At 37.2% G+C, this 25,357-nt stretch carries 34 protein-coding genes and 4 tRNA genes; 17 read left to right on the forward strand and 21 right to left on the reverse strand.

Annotation, left to right across the window (positions count from 1 at the left end; translation table 11 throughout):
• Positions 1–39 precede the first annotated feature (39 nt).
• The 9 genes from Mia14_RS04680 to Mia14_RS04720 form a co-directional block, all read right to left on the reverse strand.
• Entirely contained in the window at positions 40–804 is a 765-nt protein-coding gene (locus tag Mia14_RS04680; RefSeq protein ID WP_088820529.1) for a 30S ribosomal protein S3, read from the reverse strand.
• Between the two features lie 21 nt (positions 805–825).
• Positions 826–1,572: a 50S ribosomal protein L22 gene (gene rplV / locus Mia14_RS04685; RefSeq protein ID WP_088820530.1), complete on the reverse strand. Its 747-nt coding sequence runs from the start codon at positions 1,570–1,572 to the stop codon at positions 826–828.
• 11 nt (positions 1,573–1,583) lie between these two features.
• Positions 1,584–1,970, reverse strand: a complete 387-nt coding sequence (locus Mia14_RS04690) for a ribosomal protein S19 family protein (RefSeq protein WP_088820531.1) — start codon at positions 1,968–1,970, stop codon at positions 1,584–1,586.
• Positions 1,971–1,974: 4 nt separating this feature from the next.
• On the reverse strand, positions 1,975–2,682 hold the full coding sequence (locus Mia14_RS04695; RefSeq protein ID WP_088820532.1) for a 50S ribosomal protein L2: 708 nt from the start codon (positions 2,680–2,682) through the stop codon (positions 1,975–1,977).
• A 17-nt stretch (positions 2,683–2,699) separates the two neighbouring features.
• A complete protein-coding gene (locus Mia14_RS04700) occupies positions 2,700–2,951 on the reverse strand; it encodes a 50S ribosomal protein L23 (protein ID WP_232780218.1) in 252 nt (83 codons plus the stop codon).
• A gap of 4 nt (positions 2,952–2,955) precedes the next feature.
• Positions 2,956–3,750: an uL4 family ribosomal protein gene (locus Mia14_RS04705; RefSeq protein ID WP_088820533.1), complete on the reverse strand. Its 795-nt coding sequence runs from the start codon at positions 3,748–3,750 to the stop codon at positions 2,956–2,958.
• A gap of 5 nt (positions 3,751–3,755) precedes the next feature.
• Positions 3,756–4,715, reverse strand: coding sequence for a 50S ribosomal protein L3 (rplC, locus tag Mia14_RS04710; protein ID WP_088820534.1), 960 nt, complete (start codon positions 4,713–4,715; stop codon positions 3,756–3,758).
• A 94-nt stretch (positions 4,716–4,809) separates the two neighbouring features.
• Complete coding sequence (locus Mia14_RS04715) at positions 4,810–5,082, reverse strand: KEOPS complex subunit Pcc1 (protein ID WP_088820535.1); 273 nt, start codon at positions 5,080–5,082, stop codon at positions 4,810–4,812.
• 7 nt (positions 5,083–5,089) lie between these two features.
• The gene (locus tag Mia14_RS04720; RefSeq protein ID WP_088820536.1) at positions 5,090–5,599 is read right to left on the reverse strand and encodes a 50S ribosomal protein L15e; all 510 of its coding nucleotides are present in this window, start codon (positions 5,597–5,599) and stop codon (positions 5,090–5,092) included.
• Positions 5,600–5,919: 320 nt separating this feature from the next.
• On the opposite strand from Mia14_RS04720, the gene Mia14_RS04725 reads away from it, so the two are divergent.
• The 9 genes from Mia14_RS04725 to twy1 all read left to right on the forward strand — a co-directional run bounded on the left by Mia14_RS04725 (position 5,920) and on the right by twy1 (position 11,191).
• Positions 5,920–6,690 (forward strand): hypothetical protein, encoded by a 771-nt coding sequence (locus tag Mia14_RS04725; protein ID WP_088820537.1) that lies wholly within the window; start codon positions 5,920–5,922, stop codon positions 6,688–6,690.
• Positions 6,691–6,766: 76 nt separating this feature from the next.
• Positions 6,767–6,841: transfer RNA gene (locus tag Mia14_RS04730), tRNA-Met, on the forward strand.
• 224 nt (positions 6,842–7,065) lie between these two features.
• Positions 7,066–7,632, forward strand: a complete 567-nt coding sequence (locus Mia14_RS04735) for a DNA replication complex GINS family protein (protein WP_088820538.1) — start codon at positions 7,066–7,068, stop codon at positions 7,630–7,632.
• 236 nt (positions 7,633–7,868) lie between these two features.
• Positions 7,869–8,150, forward strand: coding sequence for a 50S ribosomal protein L44e (locus tag Mia14_RS04740; RefSeq protein ID WP_088820539.1), 282 nt, complete (start codon positions 7,869–7,871; stop codon positions 8,148–8,150).
• A 6-nt stretch (positions 8,151–8,156) separates the two neighbouring features.
• A complete protein-coding gene (locus Mia14_RS04745) occupies positions 8,157–8,951 on the forward strand; it encodes a translation initiation factor IF-2 subunit alpha (RefSeq protein ID WP_124216926.1) in 795 nt (264 codons plus the stop codon).
• Between the two features lie 26 nt (positions 8,952–8,977).
• Positions 8,978–9,745 carry a proteasome assembly chaperone family protein gene (locus Mia14_RS04750; protein ID WP_088820541.1) on the forward strand — a complete coding sequence of 256 codons (768 nt, stop codon included), beginning with the start codon at positions 8,978–8,980 and terminating at the stop codon, positions 9,743–9,745.
• Between the two features lie 43 nt (positions 9,746–9,788).
• Positions 9,789–9,876, forward strand: a tRNA-Gly gene (locus Mia14_RS04755).
• A 57-nt stretch (positions 9,877–9,933) separates the two neighbouring features.
• Positions 9,934–10,021, forward strand: a tRNA-Ile gene (locus Mia14_RS04760).
• Between the two features lie 174 nt (positions 10,022–10,195).
• A complete protein-coding gene (gene twy1, locus Mia14_RS04765; RefSeq protein ID WP_088820542.1) occupies positions 10,196–11,191 on the forward strand; it encodes a 4-demethylwyosine synthase TYW1 in 996 nt (331 codons plus the stop codon).
• On the opposite strand, the gene Mia14_RS04770 is transcribed toward twy1, so the two are convergent.
• The 5 genes from Mia14_RS04770 to Mia14_RS04790 form a co-directional block, all read right to left on the reverse strand.
• A complete protein-coding gene (locus Mia14_RS04770; RefSeq protein WP_088820543.1) occupies positions 11,181–11,498 on the reverse strand; it encodes a ribonuclease P protein component 4 in 318 nt (105 codons plus the stop codon). The two genes, twy1 and Mia14_RS04770, sit on opposite strands and share 11 nt — an antisense overlap.
• A gap of 12 nt (positions 11,499–11,510) precedes the next feature.
• A complete protein-coding gene (locus tag Mia14_RS04775; protein WP_088820544.1) occupies positions 11,511–12,035 on the reverse strand; it encodes a DJ-1/PfpI family protein in 525 nt (174 codons plus the stop codon).
• A 77-nt stretch (positions 12,036–12,112) separates the two neighbouring features.
• A complete protein-coding gene (locus Mia14_RS04780; RefSeq protein WP_088820545.1) occupies positions 12,113–12,526 on the reverse strand; it encodes a threonyl-tRNA synthetase editing domain-containing protein in 414 nt (137 codons plus the stop codon).
• 29 nt (positions 12,527–12,555) lie between these two features.
• Entirely contained in the window at positions 12,556–13,461 is a 906-nt protein-coding gene (locus Mia14_RS04785) for a mechanosensitive ion channel family protein (RefSeq protein WP_088820546.1), read from the reverse strand.
• Positions 13,462–13,509: 48 nt separating this feature from the next.
• Positions 13,510–14,325 (reverse strand): beta clamp domain-containing protein, encoded by an 816-nt coding sequence (locus Mia14_RS04790; protein ID WP_088820547.1) that lies wholly within the window; start codon positions 14,323–14,325, stop codon positions 13,510–13,512.
• A gap of 174 nt (positions 14,326–14,499) precedes the next feature.
• Between Mia14_RS04790 and Mia14_RS04795 the strand changes: the two genes are divergently transcribed.
• Complete coding sequence (locus tag Mia14_RS04795; RefSeq protein ID WP_157891476.1) at positions 14,500–15,267, forward strand: ABC transporter permease subunit; 768 nt, start codon at positions 14,500–14,502, stop codon at positions 15,265–15,267.
• Here Mia14_RS04795 and Mia14_RS04800 read toward each other — a convergent pair.
• Positions 15,254–16,996: an ATP-binding protein gene (locus tag Mia14_RS04800; protein WP_088820549.1), complete on the reverse strand. Its 1,743-nt coding sequence runs from the start codon at positions 16,994–16,996 to the stop codon at positions 15,254–15,256. The two genes, Mia14_RS04795 and Mia14_RS04800, sit on opposite strands and share 14 nt — an antisense overlap.
• Before the next feature lie 55 nt (positions 16,997–17,051).
• Here Mia14_RS04800 and Mia14_RS04805 point away from each other — a divergent pair.
• The 3 genes from Mia14_RS04805 (at position 17,052) to Mia14_RS04815 (ending at position 18,392) form a co-directional block, all read left to right on the forward strand.
• Positions 17,052–17,177 (forward strand) — tRNA-Ser (locus Mia14_RS04805).
• Positions 17,178–17,325: 148 nt separating this feature from the next.
• Positions 17,326–17,895 carry a hypothetical protein gene (locus Mia14_RS04810; RefSeq protein WP_088820550.1) on the forward strand — a complete coding sequence of 190 codons (570 nt, stop codon included), beginning with the start codon at positions 17,326–17,328 and terminating at the stop codon, positions 17,893–17,895.
• Positions 17,896–18,044: 149 nt separating this feature from the next.
• A complete protein-coding gene (locus tag Mia14_RS04815; protein ID WP_088820551.1) occupies positions 18,045–18,392 on the forward strand; it encodes a hypothetical protein in 348 nt (115 codons plus the stop codon).
• Positions 18,393–18,581: 189 nt separating this feature from the next.
• Here the strand turns inward: Mia14_RS04815 and Mia14_RS04820 are convergent, their stop codons facing one another.
• The gene (locus Mia14_RS04820) at positions 18,582–19,145 is read right to left on the reverse strand and encodes a DUF981 family protein (RefSeq protein WP_088820552.1); all 564 of its coding nucleotides are present in this window, start codon (positions 19,143–19,145) and stop codon (positions 18,582–18,584) included.
• A 139-nt stretch (positions 19,146–19,284) separates the two neighbouring features.
• On the reverse strand, positions 19,285–19,803 hold the full coding sequence (locus tag Mia14_RS04825) for a CcdC protein domain-containing protein (protein ID WP_088820553.1): 519 nt from the start codon (positions 19,801–19,803) through the stop codon (positions 19,285–19,287).
• Between the two features lie 122 nt (positions 19,804–19,925).
• On the opposite strand from Mia14_RS04825, the gene Mia14_RS04830 reads away from it, so the two are divergent.
• The 3 genes from Mia14_RS04830 to Mia14_RS04840 are packed head-to-tail and all read left to right on the forward strand — an operon-like array spanning position 19,926 to position 22,108.
• Positions 19,926–20,429: a hypothetical protein gene (locus tag Mia14_RS04830; RefSeq protein WP_088820554.1), complete on the forward strand. Its 504-nt coding sequence runs from the start codon at positions 19,926–19,928 to the stop codon at positions 20,427–20,429.
• 30 nt (positions 20,430–20,459) lie between these two features.
• Positions 20,460–21,500 (forward strand): DHH family phosphoesterase, encoded by a 1,041-nt coding sequence (locus Mia14_RS04835; protein WP_088820555.1) that lies wholly within the window; start codon positions 20,460–20,462, stop codon positions 21,498–21,500.
• A gap of 8 nt (positions 21,501–21,508) precedes the next feature.
• Positions 21,509–22,108 carry a class I SAM-dependent methyltransferase gene (locus tag Mia14_RS04840; protein ID WP_088820556.1) on the forward strand — a complete coding sequence of 200 codons (600 nt, stop codon included), beginning with the start codon at positions 21,509–21,511 and terminating at the stop codon, positions 22,106–22,108.
• 6 nt (positions 22,109–22,114) lie between these two features.
• Here Mia14_RS04840 and Mia14_RS04845 read toward each other — a convergent pair whose 3' ends face one another.
• Positions 22,115–22,600 (reverse strand): adenosine-specific kinase, encoded by a 486-nt coding sequence (locus Mia14_RS04845; protein WP_088820557.1) that lies wholly within the window; start codon positions 22,598–22,600, stop codon positions 22,115–22,117.
• A 46-nt stretch (positions 22,601–22,646) separates the two neighbouring features.
• Positions 22,647–23,195: a HemK2/MTQ2 family protein methyltransferase gene (locus tag Mia14_RS04850; protein WP_088820558.1), complete on the reverse strand. Its 549-nt coding sequence runs from the start codon at positions 23,193–23,195 to the stop codon at positions 22,647–22,649.
• A gap of 71 nt (positions 23,196–23,266) precedes the next feature.
• Between Mia14_RS04850 and Mia14_RS04855 the strand changes: the two genes are divergently transcribed.
• Positions 23,267–23,788 carry an adenine phosphoribosyltransferase gene (locus Mia14_RS04855; RefSeq protein ID WP_088820559.1) on the forward strand — a complete coding sequence of 174 codons (522 nt, stop codon included), beginning with the start codon at positions 23,267–23,269 and terminating at the stop codon, positions 23,786–23,788.
• Positions 23,789–23,806: 18 nt separating this feature from the next.
• On the opposite strand, the gene Mia14_RS04860 is transcribed toward Mia14_RS04855, so the two are convergent.
• Together Mia14_RS04860 and Mia14_RS04865 are read right to left on the reverse strand one after the other, a co-directional pair.
• Positions 23,807–24,082: a hypothetical protein gene (locus tag Mia14_RS04860; RefSeq protein WP_088820560.1), complete on the reverse strand. Its 276-nt coding sequence runs from the start codon at positions 24,080–24,082 to the stop codon at positions 23,807–23,809.
• A gap of 232 nt (positions 24,083–24,314) precedes the next feature.
• Entirely contained in the window at positions 24,315–25,355 is a 1,041-nt protein-coding gene (locus tag Mia14_RS04865) for a polyprenyl synthetase family protein (RefSeq protein ID WP_088820561.1), read from the reverse strand.
• Positions 25,356–25,357 lie beyond the last annotated feature (2 nt).

The following is a 25,357-nucleotide window of genomic DNA, read 5'->3' on the forward strand; positions in this document are numbered from 1 at the left end:
ATTTTATGCCTTTAAAGGAAGGCATTGGAACTGATTCTGTTATTGGGCAGAATCTGAGTCTTCAACTTTTCCGGTGACCGCGCCTTCGCTTTCTGGGTTTTCAGTCTCCACTTTAGATTCTTCCTCTTTGTTCTCCTTGGCCTGCTCTGATGCTTCCGATTTTATCTCAGGCTCGCTAGTCTCTGTGCTTAATATGATATTGTTTTCCACGGACTTCTTGTTCACTTTGTCTGGGAAGATTGTTCCAGGTGGAACTATCCTTACATAAACACCTATTGCACCGTATTTTGGATAAGCTGTTGCATGGCCGGTATTTACCAAATCAGTGACCGCGCCTGCTTTTGGTATGTAACCTATGCTTTTCCTTATTACACGTGAACGGGCACCTTTTGCGGCCAACTTACCGCTTAGGACAATCTCCGCACCCATTGCCCCGTTGCTCATTATGTTCTTAAGGGTGTATTCTACGATTTTCCTTGGGTTCATAGATCTTTCAAGCTTGAATGCGAGGTCCTTTGCAACCAGCAGTGGCTCCAGCATCTTGTTGTCTACCTCTATTACACTTATCTGTGGGTTGCTTACGTTAAATTTGTTCTTTATTGCTTCTGTCAATTCGTTTATGGACTTGCCCGCCCTTCCTATAACCCTTCCTGGATTCAATACATGTACTGATATCCTTGTTATCATTGGAGTCTTCTGTATATCAACTCTTGAAAAGCCTGCTTTGTCAAGCTCTTTTCCGAGGTACTTTGATATGTTAAGTTTTATCTCGGCGTCATCTATAAATTTATATTCCATAGTCATTGTAATGCACCAAATTAATCATCAATATCTGTCATTCCCCAGATTTGTATTCTTTATAGGTTTGTTGTTCACATTTGGTTTTGTTGAATTGGCAACAGCCTTTTCATTGGAGATTTCTTTCTTCTCCTCAGCTAGTTTTGGGGTTTTTGGCTCTTTGTCCTTTGATTCATCCTTCGCCTTCTTTGATTTTGGCTTTGCCTTTTTGGATTTCTCGTTATCCGCTGGCAGCCTTTCTGAGTGCTTGCCGAAAAGGTGGATTAGGTCCTTCGCCTTTTTGCTCAATTCGATATCTTCTGGGTTCGCCACTCCTATTTCGACCTTGGCAAATTCGAGATCTGACCTCCTTAGTGAAGAGTAACCATACATTCCTCTGCCCCATGAAAGATTTCCTTTTGGGGGGGTCCTCATTATAATATCGTTCTTGTTGGCACTTGTATGTATTACGACCAACTTTGTTTCGTCAAAACCTTTGTTTATCGCGTTTGCTACTGCTGAACTTAAGATGTTCTTCACGATCTTTGCGCACCTTTTGGGGTATCTCCCCTTATTTCCTCCAAGCTCGTGCCTTGAACCCATGCCCTTGTTGTGTTTCCTAAACCTTATAGGCTTATCCTCGTTTATTACATCGTTAAGGACTTTTAGGGCATAAGGTATGCTTTTGTACCTTATTGATTCGCATACTGCACCCAAGTCTTTGTAGCTTGCATTAATGTCTGATCTACCTGCGAATGCGACCTTGTTTTTATCTCCATTATATGAAAAATTCAATTAAATCACCTTTACTTCTGGGCCAAGAACTTGCTTCCACGCGTTGCCCTTACTCCTGGAGCTGAGTGTACTACTCTTTTCGTTGTATATGCGAACTCTCCTAGTCTGTGGCCAAGCATGTTGGCAGTTATCTCTAGGTTCTGGAAGTCTTTGCCTGTATAAACGGAAAATGTCAGCCCTACCCATGAAGGTAGTATTACCGCTTCCCTTAGGTGGGTGCGGATTGGTTTGCCGTTCTTCCTGTGCTTTTTGACCTGTTCCATAATTTCCTTGAACTGCATCGAATTCCTCTTTATGAACCTTCTCTCCCTTGAATTGAGCATTTCCAAGTACTGCTCATCGGTCAAACTCTTTGCTTGTTCTGACAATAATCCTCTATAAGCTACTCTTTCTACCAATTAATCACTTCTTCTTTCTTCCTGAACGCTTTGCAGCCAAATTTCCAACCTTTCTTCCTGGTGGGGCATTTCTTGATGTCAAGCTACTCTTTCCTTTGTGGTGCTGCTTTCCACCGAAAGGATGGTCAACTGGGCTCATCTTTACTCCACGGTTTACCGGCCAAAGGGCATTGATTGCATGCTTCATGTAATGGCTCTTTCCTGCTTTCATCAAAGGCTGGTCCTTCCTGCCTCCTCCTGCTATTACACCTATTTGTGCTTGGCAATTTTCGCTGAGCTCAATGTGAACTTTTGACGGCAGAGTCAATGATACCATGCCGTCTTTCCTTCCAGATATAAATGCATATGAGCCTGCAGCTCTTACCATCTTTCCGCCGTCTCCTGGCTTAAACTCTATATTGTATATAGGCACCCCTTCAGGTATCTGTGAAAGAGGCATTATTGAACCTAATGAAAATGAATTCTCCTTGTTGAGATATATCTTGTCACCTATGCTAATCCCTTCCGGTGCTATCATATATCCAGTCTTAAAGTCTTCGTATACTATTTCCATCAGTGGGGCAGTATGCCCAGTATGGTTGAAGATATTTACAACTTCCGCTGCCTTGTCCTTTAAGCGTGGATAATTTACGCTGATATCGAAAGTTCCTGGCAGCTTTGTATAAGCGCTGCTGCCTTTTCCTCTCCTTTGCTGCTTTAATTTTTTACCCATTATTAACACCTATCAATTTACACCAGTTTTAGCTTCATTGCTACGTCACTGGCATTAAACTCTTTTTTAAGCTTTATAAATGCATGCTTTTTGTTCTTTGGGGTATTTATTACCCGTACTTTGTCAACTTTGACATTGAACTGTTTCTCGAATTCCTTCTTTATCTCGTATTTTGTGGAGTCCAGATCAACTACATAAGTTATCATATTGTCTTTGCTTATCTCTGTTATCGCTTTTTCTGTTCCTATTGGATACATTAATATAGACATATTATCATTCCTCATCTGCTGCCATCTGCCTTCCTACATCAAACTTTGCTATTGCATTTGGCAGGTCTTTTATGGCGCTTTCACTAAATATTGCAACTTTTATCAAATCCCCTCCTGGAGCCAATTTATTTGCAGTAAGCTTTGATACTGAAGATATGTCCAATCCAGGTATGTTTCTTGCTGCTGTTAATATTGGTGATTTGTCCGAAACTACAAGTAAAGCAACATGTTTGTATTTCTTTTGTGTTGACAGTCTTCTCAGCCCTTTTCTTCTAGTAGGGCGTAATGCGGAGAATTTTTCTGAAAGTCCAAGCTTTGAAAGAAATTCTACTACGTCTTTAGTTTTTTCCAACTTGACTACTGCATCATCGATTACAATTGATTTGATTTCCTTTTCCCTGAGGATTCCAGATATTGCTGAATAGATTGCATTCTGGTATTCGTTTTTGTTTATAAGTTCTACTATCTTTTTCTCTATCTTATGTGGGTGTGCACGTCTTCCTTTGACAGAAGATGGTATACGCCTTACCTTTCCCTGTACCCCATCTCCTAATTTTTCCCTCGGCCTTATAGCTCTTCCCATGTGCCTTCCAGTTCTGTAAGAGCTGTATGCTCCATAGTATGCAGCAGTTGTCTGTATTCCTGCTAGGACTGAATGTCCTTGTGGCTGCAATGTGTAAGTCTGTTCTGATATTACAGCACGTTTTATAAGCCAAGGCTTAAGCTTAATGCTAAAGGTCTCAGGCACATCTATCTCTTTCTCTTCCTTTCCATCTTTATCTAAAACAGGAACTTGCATAAAAATCAACTTTGGCTACTTATATAATTCAAATTTACTTCCTTAATCCCTTTGCGCTTTCCGATCTGTGATTTTCTTACCCTGACTTCTCTTTTTGCAGTTCCGGGTATTGAACCACTTACCAGAAGATATTTGTTTTTTATCAAACCATAATTTTTAAATCCGGATTTTGGATTTATGTTGTCTACTGAGATATCTCCTATCTTCAATAACTCTTTATCTTTCTCTGTTCTATAATTGTAACCCATCTGACCTGCTCTTGGGACGGTGTAAAGTATTTTTCCAGGTGTGAATGCACCTAAAGTACCTACGTGACGGATTTTTTCTGTTGCCTTGTGGAATTGCCTCCTTATGCCTTTTCTCTTTATTTCTCCCTGCCATCCTTTCCCTTTGGTTATAGAAGCAAGATCTAAAAATTCACCTGCCTTAAATACCTCTTCGGGCTGGAGTTTCTTCCCTATAAGGCCTGATGCAAAATTGAAGTTCGATTCTATCGAACTGCCAATTATATAGCTTTCGTACTTTTGTATGTGGTTTTGGTCTGCTGATATTGATTTAGGATATGCAACGAGTAATAGAGAAACCTTGTGGTAATCTTTTATTTTGCTTTTGAAGTTTTCTATCGTGGATGTGTCATTTTTGACTTTTTTTAGGTTAATCTTTTCTGCTATCTTGCTATCATATATAGTTTCTGCTGCAACCACATATCTTGATTTAGGGTCTTTTTTATAAAGCCTTAATCCATAGACTTCAGTATCTGGTATCTCAAGTACTGTAGCTCCTTTAAATGCTTCTACATTCAAAGCTGCTTTTGTATTTTCAATTAAGGTTACGCCTACCATGCCTGCCTTAAATGCCAACATACTTGAAAGGGCAGGACTGTCGTCTTTAGTTTTTATTTGCCCCCTTACTCTGGGTAACCGTCTTCTGGCTCTTCTACCGTTCCAAAATTGCATTCCTGCCATATTTATACGCCTAATGTTTTAAAAATTGTAAAGATAAACAGCTCTATGGTTTAATCTCTATCAATTTGAAACTATAAATTTATATATTTTTACATTATTTTGCTGCTTTGGATTGCAGCACCTTATTAGTCCCTTCTATTACTGAAAGGTCTCTTGTAATTGAATTGAATGATGCTCTCAGTGCGGATATGTCCGTGGCTGAAATATTTATCTGCAATAAATTTTCACTTTTTGATATATTAACTTTGGCACGGTCATAGCTTTCGAGATTGCCTTCAACCCTGCTTTCAGTTATGAATTTGTCATAAGGTATTGTAATTCTTGCATAGTACCTGAATTTGTTTTTATTGCTATTTTTAAATACCATAGAGTATTCAGCTCTTTACCCTGTGGCGCTTTCCGCTGCTTGTAAGGCTGCGTTCGGCCCTGCCTTTCTGTTTGGCTATATCTTTGAATATAGGATCTTTTGTGATTACTGGATGTCCACTGTCAAGCAACATGACTTCGTAAAATTTATATGGACCTGTATCTCCTACATAGTAAGAATTCAGAACTTCGCAGTTCGAATATCTTTTGGTCGCACGAACTTCTGCTATTGATTGCATTGATGTTGCCCTCGAAAAGAATCTACCGTTCTTTGAAGGTTTTCTCCCTCCTCCAACCATCGCTCTTTTCTTCCTGCCTTTCTTGACCTTTACCCTTACCACTATCAAGCCTTGCTTGTCTTTATAACCTAATTCTCTTGCACGTGGAAGATTGGTTGGTTTGTCAACTCTCATTATAGAGTTTTCTTTCCCCCATATAGCAAGCCTGTTTTTATATTCATCTGAACGTACTTTATATTCATTTATGAATGTGTTTCGGATATACTTGTATGCTCCCATTTAAATCACAACTTATAGTTACTAAATTAGTAAAAAGCATTAGTTATTTTACACACAAATATAAAAATCTATACTATTTTTAAGGCTATAGCATATGCTTAGATTAAGATACTGAAAGGGTTTTTTGTTTTAATGTTTATGGTTTGCCCTTCTTTGAAAAATAATAGATAGGTACAATAAATTTTGTTCTCTGTGTTTCATAATTTTTAATAGAAATAGTGTAAAAATCGATAAAATTATGGGATAATTTTAGGTAAATCATTAACAAGATTTAAATAATATAAAAAGTAAAATAGTAATACTTTTATAAGGTGTGTGCTATGTCTAACAATATCAAAGTTCCAGGAAATGCAGGTAACAGAAAAAAAGTTAACCAAGTAAGCAAGAAAAAAGATATACTAAAAAATAAAGTGTTGAATAAAGGGAAGGAAGTAAAAGTAATTCAGAAGTCTAATAAATTACCTTTGGTAAAGGATCCTTATAAAAGATTGGATAAAAAAGAGGCAAAGAAGAGCAAACCTGCCGATGCTAAAATGATAGAAAGTATTTATGGGACTACGGACATGCAGAAAAAGATAAGAGAAGTGATTCAAGATTTGGCAAGTAATGAGGTTGTTACTACATATTTAAGCCAGAGAGTTAGCAAAAATTCGATTGATATAGTGAGAGAGTTGGTTAAGCCAAAGACTGATGACGAGATAGCTGAGGACTTGGATATGAAAATCAATTCAGTAAGGCGTATCGTCAATATATTACATACGTATGGATTAACTAATTACAGGAGAGAGAAGAATAAAGAGGGATGGGAATCATTTTATTGGTATATCAATATAAGAAAAATACCAGATTTTCTGAATTATGTGGTTTCTGTATCATCTACAAAACTGAACATAGATGAAAAATGTAATGATTATTTTGTATGCAGTTATTGCTACAATGAGAACAGGATGATATTTAATTTTGATTCGGCATTTGAGGCTGACTTCAAATGTGTGAATTGTGGAGGGCCAATGATAAGGATAAGCAAACTGCAGGCTATAGATTTGGCCAAAAACAAGCTAAAGATAGAGGGGCTAAAGGTAAAGAAATGACAGTTCTTTGCCAAATTTCAGAAACATTTAAATATTTGGATTAAATAATTACTCAATAGTCTATTTGTAGTTTTGAAGCGAGGTAGGGTAGTCTGGAGTGCCCGCCGGGCTCATAACCCGGAGGTCGATGGTTCAAATCCATCCCTCGCTATAACATTTCTATTTTTCAATTAACAATTTTTATAAAAATAATTCGTAAAATTAATACCCCACACTTCCGGTATTCTGATTGCTTAAAAAAGAAACATTTAAAATAATAGAATTGTAATACTAAATTGCAATCAAAAGATAAAAATTATTTTATCTTTATATTTGTTTTTTTAATTGTATTATATATAATTAGTAAAGCTAATACCGGAAGTGTGGGGTCTATGTATGGAGGGTAAAATTGACTATTCGTCTATATGGAAATTAAGTGTACAGGAGGATCAGACTAATGAGCTCCAACCCTTAAGCAAAGATTTCTACGATAAATCAATTTCTTTAATAAATCAAATCAAAGATCCTGAAATGGGCCGCTCCCCAAAAGCAAATTCTCTTAAACTGTTAAATAAATTATTCGAAAAGCGTAAGCAAAAAATAACTATATACGCCGCTTATAATAAACCCCTTCCGAACCCTATACCAAAAGAAGAGCAGGATCTTTATGTTGAACTAATAACATTGCTCAAAGGCGTAACACTGAATAAAAACCCTGCATCCGCTGAGTATCCTTACACAAAAGAAGCATCAACTGAAAGAGGAGATGCGGAAAATGTAATTGAGCAACCGGAATACCTAAGTGAAGCAAAACAAGTCAAAGCTTTACAGGATATGCCAGAGCTATTACTACCATCCGGAAATAAAGTAGGCCCTGCGAATAAAGGCGACATAATAAAAATAAGCAACGAAAACGATATTAAATTCCTTATATCAAATTCATTGTGCGAGTACAGCAGCTAAATCTATAAAACCATTTATTATACAAAGTTTCTTTATTTAACCTCAAATTAACAAAAAGTATTTATAGATATATATAGCTATATAAACAGGCATCATAACGTAAAGTTTAATAAGTTTTAACTTAAATTTTTACCAGGTTAAATTTTAAAACAAATGCTATCCAAGCTTTAATTAACCAAGCTATAACAATTTATTTTTAAAATTAGCCTTATGTTTATCATTTAAATTGTGATAATATGAAAGTTCCAAAAGAAATCAATACCTACTGCCCAAAGTGTGACAAAGAGTCCACACATACCGTGAAGTTCTACACACAAAAACCTAGAGGAGGTCTTAGTGTAGGAACTAGAAGAAGCGAAAGAAAGAGAAAGGGATACTTTGGAAAGGTAAAAGGACAAGCCACAGTAAAGAAAGTCTCAAAAAGACAGAAGGCAATATTAAAATGCAAGGTTTGCTCTTATTCTGTCGAAAGAGTTTTCGGAAACCGGACAAAAAAGAAACTAGAATATAAGATGTGATAATTGATGGAAGAGCATACACCAAAATTTGGAGACCTTGTTATCGGAGAGATATCTAAGATTTCCCCTTTTGGTGCTTATTGCAAACTACTAGAATATAATAACCTAGAAACGTTCCTTCCTTTAAGGGAAATATCTTCTGGCTGGATAAAGAACATCCACGAATTTTTACATATTAACCAAAGGGTGGTTTGCAAAGTAATATACATAGATAAGTCAAAAGGGACTATAGATGTATCATTAAAGAAAGTCACTCCTAGAGATGCCAAAATAAAAATTAACAAATATACATTGGAGAAACGTTCAGAAGTCATAATCCAACAAGCCTTAAAAATGACCAATTTGGAGGGCAGAAAAGTTGAAATAATCAATTCAATATTGCAAGAGTTTCCAAACTATACCTCATTTTTATCAAAGCTGTCCGATTCCGGCGAACCCATTAAAGGATCTTCTGTACCTGTTGCTTTACAAGAAGAAATATTAAGGTTGATTCAATCAAGCAGGAAAAAGAAAGAATATAAAGTATCATACATATTGACATTATCTACTTACGACCCTAAAAGCAGTATTGATAGCATCAAGCAGTCTTTGTCCGATGCAGAGTCTAAAACAGGGTGTGGTATATATTACATAAGCTCTCCAAGATATCACATATCTGCAGAAGCGGACAATTACCTTAATGCAGAAGAGAAAATAAAAAAAGCCTTGTCTATAATAAAAACAGAGCTTAAAGGTTTTGACATAGAGATGGAAAAAGAAAAAGTGAAGAAGGATAAGGAGGATATTATAAGCGAGCTTTAAAGACCATATTTATTCGGGTGAATCTTATGAAAAATACTTTTATAAAATATAAAAAAGGCGTAAAGCTGAAATCACCTATACTTATAGTTGGTTTGCCTGGAATAGGTGCGGTAGGAAAGCTTGTAGCTACCCAAATGATAAAGGAGTTTAAGGGCAAGAGGATAGCAACACTATATTCTTCACATCTTCCCCCAAGAGTAATAATGCTAAAAAATGGAAAGGTAAGATTGGTAAGCAACAGGTTTTATTTACTGAAAACAAAGACCAAAAATGACATCGTGATATTAACTGGAGAAGATCAAGCAGTAACCCCAGAAGGGCAATATACAGTCAACAACGAAATTGTAAGATTCTTCAAATCTGAGTTAAAAGGAAAAGAGATAATTACCGTTGGGGGTTATAACATATCTGGAAATTATACAGATTCACCTAGAGTGCTTGGCAATGCCTCATCAGATAAAGTAATAAAGGAGTTTAAGAAAGCAGGTGTTGTATTCGGTGAATCCAGAGGCACCATATTTGGCGCTGCAGGTTTAATAGTTGCATTCTCAAAGATGCAAAAACTTGACAGCATCTGCATAATGGGAGAATCTTCATTGATAGATATGGATCCAAATGCAGCAAAAGCAGTGCTGAAAGTCCTTTCTAAAAAATTCAGCTTAAATATAGACATGAAGAAAATAGACTCAATGATTGAAGCAACCGCAAAGATGATTAAAGAGCTGGAAAGTCAAATGTCGTCAAATGCAGCACTGCCACCAGAATCGAAGGAAAATTCCTCATATATACGTTGAATCGGGAATGTTTTAATATTTTTCTTGCAATGTTAGTACATATGCGCTAGTAATCTAGCCTGGTAGGATACTGGCTTCCCATATTAATTTGAAAAAAGCCAGAGGCCCGGGTCCAAATCCCGGCTGGCGCAAATTGCAAAATAGAGAATTAATTTAAATATTTTCTCATTAAATATACTGCATATTATGGGCTTGTAGCTCAGCTTGGTCAGAGCGGCGGTCTTATAATACCAATAAGAAAGCCGTAGGTCGAGAGTTCAAATCTCTCCAGGCCCATTAATAAAATTCCTCATCCTACTTATCCCAAATTCAAAGCAGTTCAAAACAGATGCACAATGGGCGTTATCTAAACACCTAAAAATGGAAATTGCTTTAGAACAAGTAAATAAAAAATCCGTTAAAATTATAAATTAAATATCTAAATCTAAGTGACTTATCTAAGTGATAATTATGTCAGAGATGCCACAGATTATAAAAGAAAAGATGACACATCAAGGGTACCATTTTGTCGGAAAGCATTCCGCTGTAAAAATATGCGAGTATACCGCAAACGGGATAGAAGGAAAGACTTTGTGCTATAAATATACCTTTTACGGAATACATAGCTGGCAGTGCATACAGGCCACCCCTGCAATAGGTTGCGACTTAGGGTGCAAATTCTGCTGGAGGTTAATACCAGAGGAGATAGGGGTTAATTGGAATGAGCTGAATGCTGTAGACCATTGGGACGACCCAGATTCGATAGTCGATGGAATGATAAAGGAGCAGCTTAGGATAGTGAGTGGCTACAAATCAGGTGCAGATACCAACCTGAAAAAAAAGAGGTGGGAAGAATCAAGATACCCCAGACATGTTGCTCTGAGTCTTACAGGGGAGCCCACATTTTATCCTAAAATGAGCGGCCTCCTGAAAGCTTTCCACAAAAAAGGCATAAGCACATTCTTAGTTACAAACGGGACCCTCCCAGAAGCGATTGCAAAGATGGATCCTTTACCAACACAGCTTTATATATCCGTAGAAGCTCCAGACAAGGAAACTTACGTGAAAGTAACACGTCCTAAGATACCTGATGCATGGGATAGGTACATGAAGACCCTTTCAATGCTGAAAACGCTTAAAACCAGGACCGTGTTCAGAATGACTCTTGTAAAAGGCCTCAATATGGACAATATAGAGGGTTATGCGTCGCTTGTTAAATTTGCGATGCCTAATTATGTAGAAGTGAAAGGGTTTTCATTTATCGGAGGTGCAAGGAACGAAGCCCGTGGCCTTAACCTATCAAGCATGCCTTCACACGAAGAGATAAAGGAATATGCACACAAGCTTTCTGAATTAACTGGCTATAAAGAAGTTTCAGAGCACAAGCCTAGCAGAATAATGCTTCTGTGCAGAGACGAAGAGTCTGCAAAAAGCAGGATAATTGACTTCAGCAAAATCACTGCTTAATGTCAGTTATAATATGTTTCTTTGTCCCACACCGGTTGCATTTGTACAATATCTCTTTACCCTTTTTCAAAATTCTTACCTCTGCTGTCTCGCCAGGGACTAAAAGGCTATTGCATTTTCTGCAGAACCTGTCTTTTACACTTCTGCTTAGCTTGATCCTATGATGAGAAGAAATCTTCCGCATCTCTGATATGCAATAAGCGGCATAATCACGATTATCTTCATTCAACAATGCGGTGTCAAAGAGTATCCTAACCCTATCATTGGCTATCTTATTGATGTTTATGGAGCTTTTATGCTTGTGCATGTAATTACGCTTTTATTCAATGTTGAGCTTTTCCAATATGGTATCAAATAGCTCATTGCTTTTTGAAGAATCCTTGATAGTTATAAGATTTCCATCAAATTCCAGTTCTTTACGCGATGGCGTTCCATGGAATAGTTTCACGAACCTGGTTACTTCAGAGTCGCTTTCTATAGTGGCTATCTTCCTGTTGTTTATTACATTTGCCCTAGCGACCAAACCAACGGCATTACCAAAAGCGATTATCCATTTGTTTGAGTTATTAAAGAGCATTACAAGGTCAAGCAATGGCCTGAATTCATATAGCTTGTATTCGTCTATGCCCTTCCCATCAACCAGTATTAACCCGTCAAAATTATCAGGATTTACCAAGTTGGTATTGAAATCGATGTCAACCACGTCGCCATGCATGCCAACGCAGCTGTCCTTTGTATAACTGCTTATCTTATAATTGACATCCCATCTCTCAAAAAACATCTTGATTGATTTTAAGGTTTCATCCTTGAAATCTTTAGGCTCTATAAATACGAGAAACTTCATGACTACACCAAATTTGCAATATTAAATTATTGGACTATAAATTTAATATATGCTTTCTTTAATTGCAATCTGGGATTTCAATTTATGCTTCTTGAAATGCGGGACAGCTTGTGCCCTTTGGCCTTGAGCTCTATCTCATAGAATCTGCCGAATGCCATCTTGTACACCTTGAAATTCCTTTGGGACAGCCTTTCTTCAAGCAGGTCAAGCATTTTGATTGCGTGGCCTGGGTCGGTCAAATCAGCAAACATATGGGCATATGGGTTCAAGACCAGTGTATAGACACCAAGCTGCGAAGATATGCTCTGTATTTCATTTACGGCCTTGTCAATAATATTGACATAATCATCATTGTCGCTTTTTTCAAAGCTTATGAAGAAAAGCAGGGCATTTTTGACGTCCAAACTGCTTGAATCCCCAACTAATGTAGACCTGCCTTGATCTGCAGGTGTTGCCTTGAAGTAATCGACATGCCACATCATGAACTTCATAAAACCTCTACCTTATAAGAAATATAAAATTATTTTTTAACTTCTGCTGCCTTGTCCTTGCTGTCCGCGTTTTCCTTGTCCTTAGCTTCATTATCCTCTTTCATTATCCTTGATATTGCCTTCAATGCGTATTCGCTGAGCTGGTCTTTGATCTTGGGCTCATCATCCAAATTGCCATCCGCGTATATGTCAACTCCAAATGCCAGCTGGGTTATATTCTTTATCTCTATAGAAACATTTTTGACCGTACTTTTGCTTACTCCTTCATTGAAGTAATCCCTAAACCTGCTGTAATCTATCTTTATGTCTACTTCAACATGGCTGAATACCCTGATCTTGCCAACTCTCTTCTTGTTGAATATAACCGCTTGGTTCATTATGCTGTTTGGCACCACTATAGGAGTCCCGTTGTCCGCTACCATCTCAGTATACATGATCCCTATTTTACTTACAGTGCCTGTAAATCCTGGGACCATAACATCGTGCTGGTATGTGGGTGCTATAAGGCCATACTGCCATGTTGATATTGTTACCTTCTCTCCTATGGAAAAGGGCTTCGAAGCCATAAGCTCAAATCCTGCTATAAGGTTGCCTATCGTGCTCTGTGCTGCCAATCCAAGGACTATGCCCAAGAATCCTGCACCTACCAGCAACCCCATCACATTGACTTGCAGCTCATTAAGTATTACTATTAAAAGTATGGTATATGCAACAACCTCAAAAAGATCTCCGACCACTTTCGTTTCGTTGTTCCTTGACTTTACTCTATCCTTTATGGTCCTGCCTACCATCTCTATTATTATTATTCCAGCAATACCTACTATCAATGCATGTATCCATATAAGGTCCACATGTGCATTGACGAAAAATTTAGAGTAAACCCCAAGCAAATAGGAGACTATGAAAGCCAACACTATCACGAGCAATCCAACCATTAATAAGCGTCTGTAAATTCCCAAAACATACCACCAAAAATGAAAAATTCACTCCATATAAGGAGCAAGATAGTAAGAAACTTTAGCGTCCCCTATATTATAGTTCAGCCTTATAGGCTGGTCCGACTTCATCTCCAAGGTGATTGTTTCGCTGGATGGACAGGCGCTTATCATCCTGCTAAGGTAATCAAGGTTAAATGTTGCTGAAGAAGGTTTTTTAGTGTCGATCTTGTGTATTTGCTCATTATCGCTTTTGAATTCTTCTTCAAGCTCTCCTGCATCTCCCTTTGCGGAAACTATAAGGGTATCCTCTTCAAGCTTGAAACCAACATAGGTTGACAGCTGTGCTGCATCTTTCAATATCCCTTTGAAATAGTCGCTCTTTATGCTTATTGATGAATCAAACTCTATCTTTGGTTCCGAGTCTGTAGATTTCTTCACATCTATCATTGGCAGTATATAGCTCCTATGTCCATTGCTGCTCAGGAACTCCAGTATCATCTTGTTGTCCTTATCCTTCATTGATAGCTGCTCTCCACTCCTTGCGCTGTTCAAAAGCTTGCTGAAATTGCTTAAATTCAAGCCTATATAGTATCCTGAAGACTTCTCCTCCTTGTCCTTGCTTTCCTTTTCGCCATCAGAATCTGCAGATTTTGCCTTTGCTTCCGCTTTTGCGGACACATCAAATTTTGAAAATATCTTATTCGGGGCCTGGAATGACACCATACTTATTCCAGATGGATCCATGGCCTTTAAATTGATGCCCTCTTTTGAAATGTAAAATGACCCTTCGTCAACCAAGCTGACAATCGAGTCTGTGCAGTTCTTCCAGTACTTTGCGTCATCTATTTTTATTTCGAACATACTATCACCTATTAATTACCCCCAAATAACATTATAATGTTAAATATTAAAAGTATTTGTTTTTGACTAAACTCTATATACTATCAGATTTGAAGTTTTCTGCAAATTAACCTAAAGATTTTTTAAATGTGGAATTTATATATAAGCATGCAATTTTTCAAAGCGCTAACGTTGATGAAGAAGGACTTAAAAGAAACCTTCTCTAGCATATCAATATATGGGCCAATGCTCGGAATACCTATATTCTTTGCGATAATCCTTCCAGTAATGACATTTTACATAACCTTGTATGCGGCACCTACAATAACTTCAAAGCTCCTTCCGACAACCATAAAGGTTTCGTCATCCGTTCTGTCAAGCAGCATAAGAAGCATAAAATTCATGGAATTCTTCTCTGTCAACGTGCTAGGGCCGGTATTTTTGACAATGCCTATATTTACAGCATCTGTGATAGCGGCAGACAGCTTTGCAGGAGAAAAGGAAAGAGGCACTTCAGAATCATTGCTGTCCACACCAATCTCAAAATCCGAGCTCCTTTCAGGAAAGATATTGGCCTCTTTTGTGCCTACAATATTGTTGACTCTTGCCATATTCGGAATATATGGAGCCGTTACCGATTACTTTTCAATAAGTGTTTTTCACTTTGCAATACTACCAACCATACCATGGCTTTTGATGCTTGGGACCGCACCGTTTCTGGCAACTGCCTCAATAGGTCTTGTCGTTCTGGTATCATCACACGTCAAAGGTGTTAAAGAAGCGCAGCAGATAAGCACACTGCTTGTACTGCCTATTCTGGTGCTCCCGTTTGCATCAATAATAGGGCTGGCAGTGCTTAATGTCGAATTCCTCGTGTCTGCAATTGTGATATTGGCAATATTGGATGCAATAATAATGTATCTTGGAATAAAAAGTTTCAGGAAAGAGTCTATCCTCCAATAGATTTGATTATACTCTCTATAGCCTGAAGATTGCTTGAGGGCACAACATGCACATCATTTAGTTTTAAATAATCCCTGTAGTACTGGTAACTTTTTTCATGGACTACCACTATTACAGCAGAATAATGCTTTATCCTTTCTTCAATCATCCTTTTTGAAGATCCAAAATTCTTTTTGCCTGTCTCATATTCTACAGCAATCCTAAATCCATTATAATAAGCCACTATGTCCGGTTTTCCCCTTCCCGTTCCCTTGAAATTCCTTACCCTGACCAAATCTAAGTAATTCATTATTTCGTTTACGGATATTTCATGTTCGATGCTAAGGTTTGACTTATTGGCCATTATATAGAGTTTTCCTTTATAGAGGTATTTACTTATAATACCATTTTTAAGCCCGTAGGATATTGATTCCAATGGCAGGTGTGTGAGCAAAGAGTTTAATTCCACAGGATATTTTGCATATCTGTAAAGCAAATTGGCATAACCTGCAAAATCGCTGTTAAAAATACTCTTGGAAATTTCATTATAGCTCTTTCCCTTTACCTTGAAAAGCCCTTTTGAAACAGGGTCATGAATTATGAACTCGTTTGTATTTAGTGAGCTTAAGGCCGCTTTTATAACATTGTTTTTCTCATTTATAGATCCGGAAAATATATTTGAAAGATAATTAAGTTCTGTGGGCTCCTTTGACTGGAATGACAGTGTTAAATTTGAATTGGCTATAATCTGTTTGTTCAAAGACGAAGATTCGTGTGTAACAGCTATGATGCCAAACCCATACTTCCTCCCTTCTTCAAAGAATTTTGATAGCACCTTCATGTAAATATCTTCATCAAGCAACGTGTCTGCTTCATCTATGACAATATACAGTTTGGTGCCTCCTTTCGATTCCAGAGAATGCATGTGCTGGTAAATTCTGCTGAAAAGTTCATGCAGGTATATAAATCTCAAATTTTTATTGTTCAACTTTGCAAGGTTTATCCCATTGGTGCCTTTAAGCAAGGATTTAACATCAAACGATGAATCATTTAGCGAGCGCCTATTTATCAGCTCAAATTTGTTCTTCATATTTTCCAATGAGTAAGAGTCGGGCTTTGATCTAGAATTATCAATAAAAGTATTTATCTCCTTTAAAAGATCATACATATTAGGGGTAGAGGGCAGCTCAGGAAGGTCAAAATTTACTACACCTTTATTTCTGTAAACATACCTAAGTATGCTATTTAGCCTATAAGATTGATGGCTACCCAAGTTTAACACAGTTGAAAAAAGGTAAAACAATTCCGATATCCTGTCATTAACGCTAATGCCATCAAGGCCAAACGGATTTATCCCACTGTAATCAGAATCTCTATAAGTGCCATTTAGAAGTTCTACAAGTTCCTTATGCTCTCCGTTTGGATCCAAGAGCAATATAGGAACCTTGTCCTTCATCTGTATAAGCAGGTCCTTCAATAATGTACTTTTTCCAGAGCCGCTTGCCCCAGAAATTAAAATATTGAGGTTTTTCTGCTTTTCCATATCCAAAATCAAGGATCCGTCTGCATTCTTCCATCCATATTCATAAATCAAACTGCTTTTCCCATAAAAACTAAAAGCAACTTTTTCGTATCTGTGCAAAGTGCCAAGCTTTTTGCCAAAATCCAAGGCAAAAATGTTTTCTGATTTTGCAGAACGCTTCCTGCAAAGGCCAAACCCAAAAATTCGACGGAATTTTTTATATATCATTCACTCATCAAAAAGTGTATATTTAAATACTTTCTTTTTGAAAGATAGGTATGTTGCCAGGGTGGCGGAAACCGGTAACGCGCCGGTCTTGAGTTTTTAGGACATCAAGAGCTGATTAGTGATGCAAAACAGGCCAACCGGTGCCCGAAAGGGCTTTAGGGTTCAAATCCCTACCCTGGCGCACTTTAAATCTAAAATCTCAAAACTCTATTACTTAATACCAACTCACTTAATATTGGGTTTAGTAAAATAAGTTAATTTAATAAATACGTCATAATTATAGATATTTAAATTTTAATATCTAAATTATTTTAGTTTTAAGTGACAAAATGTTATTAGATCTCCAGATATTCAATAAAATAATGCCTAAATTAGCTGATGAAACACCTATCGTAATTACTTGGATATATAATACTATCAAAACTCTTGTTCCATCTAATAAAATATCTCCTCTTTTGCTGATTTTAGAAGAACCATACGTGTATTCATATACATCTATTGAGGAAATTAAGCCTGCCTTCCCTAAACCTAAAGATCCAACTAGAACAAAAAGTAAAAATAAAATAAAAGTAATAAAATTTGGTTTAATAACTAAAACAAATTTCTATCCACTGAATAATAAAATTCAAGCACATAAAGAAGTACCAAAATTAAAAGATCAGATACCAAAACTTTTTGAAAAGAATTTTATCCTCTATTTTAAAAGAAAACAAAACAAACATGATGTTTATTATATTTATTTTAATCTTAAGTCATTGGAAAAAGGAAAGGGTTCTAATAATTATATCGATACAATTTTAAGCTATTTTAAAAGTAAAGAACTTAAAAAGGTTTTAGATATATCTAATGACCAACTTGAAAAAATAAAGACTGCATTAGCCCAAAAAGTAACATCCTAAAAGTAATACTGTTAATATATGAAATAAGTATTTTAGGGTGTAAAGACCCAAATTACTATAACCCCTTTTATCATAAATAATATAAAGCAATAAGTTGACGGTAATTTAAATGCTCTATTGTAAAGTACAGAGTGATTCGAGGTAATCTTATGGATGGACAGATTAAGGATTCAAGCACGGGAATGCAGGCCTCTAAAATTGGAATGATAAGTGGCTTAAGTTTTGTGGTTATGATAATATTTGGCGCTATTGTAGGAGATATTGTATTCTATACATTTTTGAATAGCATACTTTTCTATTTTGTCGGTCCTTCTAGCATATTCCTTACTCTAGTCATAGGGATTGTAATAGTAATAATTTCTGCATCATTTATAAGCCAGTCCAATGAACCTTCGGGATTACTTTATGCAGCCATCTTTTTAGGTTGTATGGGAGTACCTCTTTTTGGAGGGGTGGAAATATACCGCGTAGCCAAAAAGCATAATCTTACCCGCTGAAAAACTTCCAATACGCTGTAAAGTGCCTAGCACTTTACTTTCCAAAAATAATATCAGTTAATCTTTGCATTCTTATTCAATTATAAATTTCCTATGTGTAACTTTCCTATTTTGAAGCTGTACTCTAATTTGGTATAAGCTTAAGAAATCAAGCAGAAAAGAAAAGAAAGTTCACCTGATGCCATAAAATCAAGGAGGTGAACTCAGATGCCCAATGATTGCAGCTGTTCCTATGAACATTGCTGCCAGTACCACAAGAACTAGCAAGGCTGCCAAGAGATAATAAGCCTTCTTATTATTATTCTTGGACTTCAAGTAAACCAAAGGAGACAGGAAACCCGAAAGCCCTGAAACAAGATAAAATCCAAGGGCTGACAGCAGTTCAGCTCCTGCCTCTAAGTGGTAAGCAACCATTCCATAGCTTTCTGCAAAAAGGTAAATGCCAAGAAAGAATCCTATTAACGATATGGGCCTTCCATCAGTATTCTTGTAAATTGCAAACCCTCCCGCAATCATTATGATCCCAAGCATAAGCATAGGGTCTCCAAAAAGCATATTGTATGCCCCAGGAAGCGGCCAGAAGAAGCTCATGTAAAATCCACTCAGGAAGTCGAAAATTCCTAGCATAAATATAGGACCTGCCAAGCTGTCCATCTTTTTTCCTTTGGCTATCCCAACAAGATAATAAGCAATAAACGCAGCACTCATCGCTACTGCCAGAAGCATCACTGCAAGCGAATCCACAAAAGCCATACTATTACCTTTTTAAAGTAAACTAAACTAGATATCCTTTTACACTTTCCTATTTTGTTTACAAAAGTTGGCATAGAACCCTACACACTTTAACAGTGGAATAAGTCAAACCAAATTATGCCCAAGCACCAAATACCTGTTATGCACTTCCATCATGTTTCGCATTTTTGTACTTTCTGTAAAGGTGTATCGATTCCCCTAAAAGCATCCCTGCACTGAAAGCAAGCAGTATATCAACCAACGAGTACCAAAAACCTATTCCCGAAAAAGCACTCGAAGCTGTAGTGGTAAGCGCCTGCAATCCTAAATCATCAGGAAGCATGAACTCTATAACTATCCTTGCCACAAATGCAGCAAGCCATATTGCAAATATCTCATTTGAGCGCCTGTACATTATCTTTCCATTGGAATAGAATATGCTTGATTTAGACCCAAAAATAGTCCCAACCGCATAGCCGACCAATATAGCCAGCAAAGCAACCGCAAAAATAACTATATTAAATGCAGAGGCGACCAGAATCAGAGAAAGCACAATATAAATCGCAGGGTACCTGAATATCCTAGCCGTGCTTGCTTTATACCCTTTCTTTTGCCTCCTAAGCCTAAGCAGCATTATAAGCGCAATGAAGACAATCAAGTAAATATATTCCAATTCCATTTAGCTGCCTTTGATTACAATTAAATACAAGCTTATTTTACAGCAAGAATTCTTAATCAATGCCTTTAATTCTGGTAATGGTAAATTATTTAATCCAGAACTGATAAATTAAAATGAGTCAAATGCCAAAATCCCAAAAAACTGCAAGCAACCAGTCAATATGGATTGCCGTTATAGTCATAATAATTATAATAGCAGTATTAGCTTTGGTAGGATTATCCTATGAAATTCCGTTAAATAAAACACAAGGAACTGCAAACATAATAGTTTATATAAAGACTCCAGACACATTCTTCTATTCTCTGGACCTGAACCTCTCAGGAGAGGGCATAACGAGGTCCGTAGGGATAAATCATCCATTTAACAGTTCCAATGAAAGTTATAAAGTGAATTCAACTACAAGCAACTCCACCACGATAATACAGATGACCCAAGAGTTCGAGGGATTAAAGCCATTTTCAGAATACAAAATAACCCTGCAAGGGGCTATGGGACCGAGGTGCTATCCAGGAGTACCATGCATATATGAGAAGCCCAACATACTTGAAATTATAAATGAAACTAGGACTGTGGAAACAGGTGCAGATAGGACTACAACCTATGTTACTATATTGAATCAATCGTAATTAAGCTTAACAATAATTAAAGGTGATATAATGGAATTGAAATTTGCCAAAGACAATTTTAATATGGATAAAGCAGTAAAGGAAATGCTCGATAGAAAGGACCATATAATAAGCATTACGCATAGAGAAGATTTCGATGGAATAGGCTCCGCAGCAATAATAAAACACTACTTCAACATTCCTGACAGTAATCTTATGTTTGGAGACTATAAGAGTTCGACAATAAATGCAATAACTGAAAAGATAAAAGCGATGAACTTAAGCAAAATGTTCGTGATAATAACGGATCTTGGTTTGGATGAACCATTGATACCTGCATATCAAAGCTTGATAAGCTATTTAAAAGATAAAGATTCCTATGTAATTTGGCTGGATCATCATAACTGGAGCAATGAAACTGTAGAAAAAGTTGCAAAGATGTGTGATTTTGCTGTTGTGGGGGACAATGATAAGTTCTGCGGTGCTGAACTAACATTCAGAGAACTGATTAAGGGAAGGTTTGACGAGGGTTTTGGGGAGAAAATTGCAGCATTTACCCACAAGACTGATTTCAATCTCCCAAACCTAGAGGATTTCCTTCTAAATATAATAAAATACATAACTTACTCAAATTACCACGGTTCAGATAATGCCTTAGTAGAATTGGTGAACTTTGTATCTGAAGAAGATTTCAACAACGAAAAAATAAATGAAACTGCTCAATTATACAACAAGGAGGAAAGCGAAAACCTTGAGAAGCTAAAAAGCATGGTTTTCGATTACAGCATAAACGAGGATTATAAAATAGGTATTGGATTTGGAGGTAATATTAACAGCACAAAAGCCTGTTTGATAGTGAGCGACCTAACGAATTCAGATATATCAATTTTTGTTAATGTACCCATGGCAAAGATAAGTATAAGAGGAAAGGGAAAGCTCGATTGCATAAAGCTTGCAAACAAGATGGGTGGAAACGGCCACTTCAATGCAGCGGGCGCCCCACTTACGGAGAGCATTGAATTATCCGATAGAGAAAAGATTAAGGCAGAGGCAGACAAGATGGCCGCAATGGCAAAAGAAGTTTACTCTTAGGTGCCTCATTGAAAAATTACTATAAGGAAGGGGAAGAGAAATTCGGTTTTCTATCGTCCGAACTTTACTTGCTTGCAGAAAAGGTGCCTTCCATGTCAAGGTTCTACAGATTCGTAGAGCGAGACTTAAGCAATAAAAAATTCCAAAGTCTGCTCGATGTAGGGTTTGGTGTCGGAAGTGTAATATACCAACTTTCCAAAAGCAGAAAGTTCAACATCTACGGAGTGGATCCATCCAAATACATGGTAAAGATAGCTAATAATAGATTCAAAGGGAATCCAAATGTAAATCTTGCAGTGGGGAGCAGTACATATGTGCCCTTTGACAAGAAGTTTGATATAATTATCAGTTCACTGTCAATGCACCACTGGAACGACAAGAAAGGCTCCCTTAAATACCTGTCAAAGTTTTTGGCAGAGGGGGGCGAAATCGATATATACGAATTCCTGCTGTCAAAAGGAAAATCCTTGTCCGAGCATTTTGAGTACTGTGTTGCAAAGAGCCACATGGTTTCAAAGCAACAATTGGAGCAATATGGAGAAGAAGCAGGGCTTAAAGCCCAAATAAAGGTAAATGGGAATTTTATAAAAGCAACCTACAAGCCATAACAAGAATCATAGTTTGTATCCGAATTTCCTAAGCATGTTGTACCTTGATTCCTTATCTTCATCAGTTTCTATGCCTTTAGAAGGCATACCATCAACAATTCCCATTATCCCTCTTCCTTGGTGTGTTTTTGCGATTATTACCTGTACGGGATTTGCAGTGGCACAGTATATGCCAGACACTTCAGGAACCGCTTTTATGTTGTTCACAACATTTATCGGAAATGCCTTTTTGAAGAATATTAGGAAGCAATGGCCCGCCCCTACATTAAGTGCATTTTCTTCCGCCAAATGCTTCAGTTCGTCATCGTTGCCTTCGCTTCTTACTAACTGCTTTCCACTGGCCTCACAGAATGCTAATCCAAACAATACCTCAGGAGTTGACGAAATTATAGCTTCATATAAATCTTCGACTGTTTTTATAAAACCCGCTTGCCCCAAAATGAATTCTATTTCTTCGTCCTTTTTAATATCAACCACTTCAAATTCGACCATATACACACAATATTATTGTGGCAAAACAAATATTTAATATATAGGGTTACAAGCTAAATTTCAGGACCGCCAACTTCTCATAGAATAAATTTTTCTCGAAGACTTCGGCACTTAACTCTTTTGCATCCTTTTCATAAGAATTAAGGGAACTCTCCAATAGCAAAACCTGATTTTCCGTAAGCAGATGATTGCCTACAGAACTTAAAAATTTATCTATCACCTGCCTGCCATCAAATCCTCCATCAAGAGCTTTATCAACCAATTTATCCGATAAAAGGTAGGGGGGATTGAATATTATAGTATTGAACTTTCCTTTAATCCCTGAAAACAAATCCGTCTCAACAAATTTGCCCTCTAAATGATTTAGTGCCACATTTTGCCTGGCGCATTCAAGTGCATTTGTGTCTATATCTGCGAATGTCACATCATCACCTTTGAGTGCCGCAATAATACCTAAATAGCCACTACCAGTACCTAAATCCAGAACCTTGCCAAAACTGTATTCCTCTACAATATCTCCAAGAAGAAATGAATCATCGCTCGGGCAATATACGCCGTTGCAGCATTCAATCCTGAATTTGCCAAAATCAATCATAAGTGTCAACCAATTAACATAAAATTTGAAACCTATATTAATTATTGCCCTAATAATAAAATGGTGTTTAAATGGATGCAGAGGAACTAAAGAATTACATAAGGAATGTGCCGGATTTTCCGAAGAGCGGTATAATGTTCAAGGATATAACCCCCTTACTAAAGGACAAATATGCTTTCTCGGCTTCAATAAAGCTTCTTGCCGACCACATTAGGAATTTGGATTATGACTATATAGCAGGTATAGATTCACGAGGCTTTATAATCAGCGCGGCATTGGCAAACGAATTAAACTCCGGGTTGCTTCTAATTAGAAAAAAAGGAAAGTTGCCCTATCATACAGTCTCAATAGATTACCAATTGGAGTACGGAAGTGATTCTCTCGAAATGCATGAAGATTCAATAAAAAAAGGGGACAAGGTGATCATAGTCGATGATCTGTTGGCTACAGGTGGGACGTCAGGCGCAGCAGCAAAGTTGATCGAAAAGCTTGGAGGTCAAGTATCCGAGCTGACTTTCATGATAGAACTTTCAGACCTTAAAGGAAAAGACAAATTAAAAGATTACCCAATATATTCCCTGCTAAAATACTAAAAATAAAAAAAAATAAATTCAACCCTTGGTCATTGATTTCAGCTTTATGGATTCCGCATTTATCTCCACAGTAGCAAGGTATGTTTCATCAACCATGCAGTTTTCAAGCAAAGCCTCAGAAAGCTTCTTTGACTCGACAAAGAGGTTTAACAGTTCGGCCATGCTTGCTGAAGTTGCCAAATCATTCACCTTTAGCTGCTTAGGATCCTTCAATGAATCCATAGAGTATTCTTTGTTTTTCTTCTCCAGAAGAAAATTTACATTTTTCTTGATACTCTCGTCTGCTTCTGCCATTCTCTAACCCTAGGATAAGATTCCTTTCACGACTTGCTTTGTATTGCGTTAAGTCAACGCATTACTCATTTGTTTATTTAAGTAAAATTATTTATACCTTGCTACATTAAGATATTTCACCACAAGTAAAACAAAAGGCATAGCTAAAATTTAAAAACCCCAAATCTTAATCAAATATGCATGCCTAACCCTAGGATATGCAGACCTGTGCAATTGCACAGGCCTTACCGATTCAATTTCTCCTATTTGCTGCATATCCAATGCTTTCTCTTGCCAATTCCTTTATGTGTGATTCTGGTATATCAGAAGTGTACTTGTTGAATTTTTCTACACTTTCATCAACCAATTTTTGCATATCCTCCTTTGATTTATCAATTGAATGCAACTCATTGAATTGATTAAGCACAAAACCAATCTCCTCCTTGCTTTTATCGACCGGCTTCTTTTTGTAAATTTCTGCAAGTTTGTTCAATACATCTTGGGATGCATCCTGAACCGCATGCCAAAGTATTATAGTCTTTACTCCATCCCTAACGTCAGTGCCTATAGATTTTCCTAGCTGATCCGTAGTTGAAGTGCAATCAAGTATATCATCCTTTATCTGAAAAGCCAAACCTGCCGGGGTTCCATACTCCTTTATTTCACCAATTACTTTTTCATCCGCATTTGCAACTATTGCACCTTGCTGCATTGGCCCATATACACTGTAATAAGCTGATTTTGCATGTATGGAAGTGTAGTAATCCTCACGAGTAAACTTTGTTATATCTTTTATATCAGATGTAAGATGGATGTCCCTGTACTGGCCCTGGTGCGTTACGTTTATCATATCATAGAATTTGTCAAAATACCTCTTCTCTCTTTCCGGTCCTAGCTTCTTGCAGGCATCATACACTATTTTCCAATTTATCGATTGCAAGTTGCTTGCTGCATTTATCGCATACCTGTCACCATAGATTAGGTGTGCTGAAGGGCCTCCCCTTCTCAGATTGTTGTCATCCATCCAATCGTCAATCATAAGCAGCCAGTCTTCTGAAACCTGTTGCGATGCAGCGGGAAGCATGGCTTCCTCAATATCGCCTCCATACAGCAAGCTCCACAACAGTACATAAGAAGGCCTTCTATACTGACCTTTCCTATCTGTGTAGCACCGCACTGATTCAAAGTAAGCCGAAGGCTCGCCATTAGGAAGATATCCATCTATCAACCCGTATACCTTGTCCTTGTAAAGGGATATGAAATCCTTAAAACTTTTAGCGTCGTTTGCATCCATAT

The sequence above is a fragment of the Candidatus Mancarchaeum acidiphilum genome (genome assembly GCF_002214165.1).
GTDB lineage: Archaea > Micrarchaeota > Micrarchaeia > Micrarchaeales > Micrarchaeaceae > Mancarchaeum > Mancarchaeum acidiphilum.

What these genes read in the sequence shown, in the direction of transcription:
- Mia14_RS04680 (WP_088820529.1), bottom strand. Translation starts at nt 804, where the DNA reads ATGACTATGGAATATAAATTTATAGATGACGCCGAGATAAAACTTAAC.
- Mia14_RS04695 (WP_088820532.1), bottom strand. Translation starts at nt 2,682, where the DNA reads ATGGGTAAAAAATTAAAGCAGCAAAGGAGAGGAAAAGGCAGCAGCGCT.
- Mia14_RS04700 (WP_232780218.1), bottom strand. Translation starts at nt 2,951, where the DNA reads ATGTCTATATTAATGTATCCAATAGGAACAGAAAAAGCGATAACAGAG.
- Mia14_RS04705 (WP_088820533.1), bottom strand. Translation starts at nt 3,750, where the DNA reads ATGCAAGTTCCTGTTTTAGATAAAGATGGAAAGGAAGAGAAAGAGATA.
- rplC (WP_088820534.1), bottom strand. Translation starts at nt 4,715, where the DNA reads ATGGCAGGAATGCAATTTTGGAACGGTAGAAGAGCCAGAAGACGGTTA.
- Mia14_RS04715 (WP_088820535.1), bottom strand. Translation starts at nt 5,082, where the DNA reads ATGGTATTTAAAAATAGCAATAAAAACAAATTCAGGTACTATGCAAGA.
- Mia14_RS04720 (WP_088820536.1), bottom strand. Translation starts at nt 5,599, where the DNA reads ATGGGAGCATACAAGTATATCCGAAACACATTCATAAATGAATATAAA.
- Mia14_RS04725 (WP_088820537.1), top strand. Translation starts at nt 5,920, where the DNA reads ATGTCTAACAATATCAAAGTTCCAGGAAATGCAGGTAACAGAAAAAAA.
- Mia14_RS04735 (WP_088820538.1), top strand. Translation starts at nt 7,066, where the DNA reads ATGGAGGGTAAAATTGACTATTCGTCTATATGGAAATTAAGTGTACAG.
- Mia14_RS04740 (WP_088820539.1), top strand. Translation starts at nt 7,869, where the DNA reads ATGAAAGTTCCAAAAGAAATCAATACCTACTGCCCAAAGTGTGACAAA.
- Mia14_RS04745 (WP_124216926.1), top strand. Translation starts at nt 8,157, where the DNA reads ATGGAAGAGCATACACCAAAATTTGGAGACCTTGTTATCGGAGAGATA.
- Mia14_RS04750 (WP_088820541.1), top strand. Translation starts at nt 8,978, where the DNA reads ATGAAAAATACTTTTATAAAATATAAAAAAGGCGTAAAGCTGAAATCA.
- twy1 (WP_088820542.1), top strand. Translation starts at nt 10,196, where the DNA reads ATGTCAGAGATGCCACAGATTATAAAAGAAAAGATGACACATCAAGGG.
- Mia14_RS04770 (WP_088820543.1), bottom strand. Translation starts at nt 11,498, where the DNA reads ATGCACAAGCATAAAAGCTCCATAAACATCAATAAGATAGCCAATGAT.
- Mia14_RS04775 (WP_088820544.1), bottom strand. Translation starts at nt 12,035, where the DNA reads ATGAAGTTTCTCGTATTTATAGAGCCTAAAGATTTCAAGGATGAAACC.
- Mia14_RS04780 (WP_088820545.1), bottom strand. Translation starts at nt 12,526, where the DNA reads ATGAAGTTCATGATGTGGCATGTCGATTACTTCAAGGCAACACCTGCA.
- Mia14_RS04785 (WP_088820546.1), bottom strand. Translation starts at nt 13,461, where the DNA reads ATGGTTGGATTGCTCGTGATAGTGTTGGCTTTCATAGTCTCCTATTTG.
- Mia14_RS04790 (WP_088820547.1), bottom strand. Translation starts at nt 14,325, where the DNA reads ATGTTCGAAATAAAAATAGATGACGCAAAGTACTGGAAGAACTGCACA.
- Mia14_RS04795 (WP_157891476.1), top strand. Translation starts at nt 14,500, where the DNA reads ATGAAGAAGGACTTAAAAGAAACCTTCTCTAGCATATCAATATATGGG.
- Mia14_RS04800 (WP_088820549.1), bottom strand. Translation starts at nt 16,996, where the DNA reads ATGATATATAAAAAATTCCGTCGAATTTTTGGGTTTGGCCTTTGCAGG.
- Mia14_RS04810 (WP_088820550.1), top strand. Translation starts at nt 17,326, where the DNA reads ATGTTATTAGATCTCCAGATATTCAATAAAATAATGCCTAAATTAGCT.
- Mia14_RS04815 (WP_088820551.1), top strand. Translation starts at nt 18,045, where the DNA reads ATGGATGGACAGATTAAGGATTCAAGCACGGGAATGCAGGCCTCTAAA.
- Mia14_RS04820 (WP_088820552.1), bottom strand. Translation starts at nt 19,145, where the DNA reads ATGGCTTTTGTGGATTCGCTTGCAGTGATGCTTCTGGCAGTAGCGATG.
- Mia14_RS04825 (WP_088820553.1), bottom strand. Translation starts at nt 19,803, where the DNA reads ATGGAATTGGAATATATTTACTTGATTGTCTTCATTGCGCTTATAATG.
- Mia14_RS04830 (WP_088820554.1), top strand. Translation starts at nt 19,926, where the DNA reads ATGCCAAAATCCCAAAAAACTGCAAGCAACCAGTCAATATGGATTGCC.
- Mia14_RS04835 (WP_088820555.1), top strand. Translation starts at nt 20,460, where the DNA reads ATGGAATTGAAATTTGCCAAAGACAATTTTAATATGGATAAAGCAGTA.
- Mia14_RS04845 (WP_088820557.1), bottom strand. Translation starts at nt 22,600, where the DNA reads ATGGTCGAATTTGAAGTGGTTGATATTAAAAAGGACGAAGAAATAGAA.
- Mia14_RS04850 (WP_088820558.1), bottom strand. Translation starts at nt 23,195, where the DNA reads ATGATTGATTTTGGCAAATTCAGGATTGAATGCTGCAACGGCGTATAT.
- Mia14_RS04855 (WP_088820559.1), top strand. Translation starts at nt 23,267, where the DNA reads ATGGATGCAGAGGAACTAAAGAATTACATAAGGAATGTGCCGGATTTT.
- Mia14_RS04860 (WP_088820560.1), bottom strand. Translation starts at nt 24,082, where the DNA reads ATGGCAGAAGCAGACGAGAGTATCAAGAAAAATGTAAATTTTCTTCTG.
- Mia14_RS04865 (WP_088820561.1), bottom strand. Translation starts at nt 25,355, where the DNA reads ATGGATGCAAACGACGCTAAAAGTTTTAAGGATTTCATATCCCTTTAC.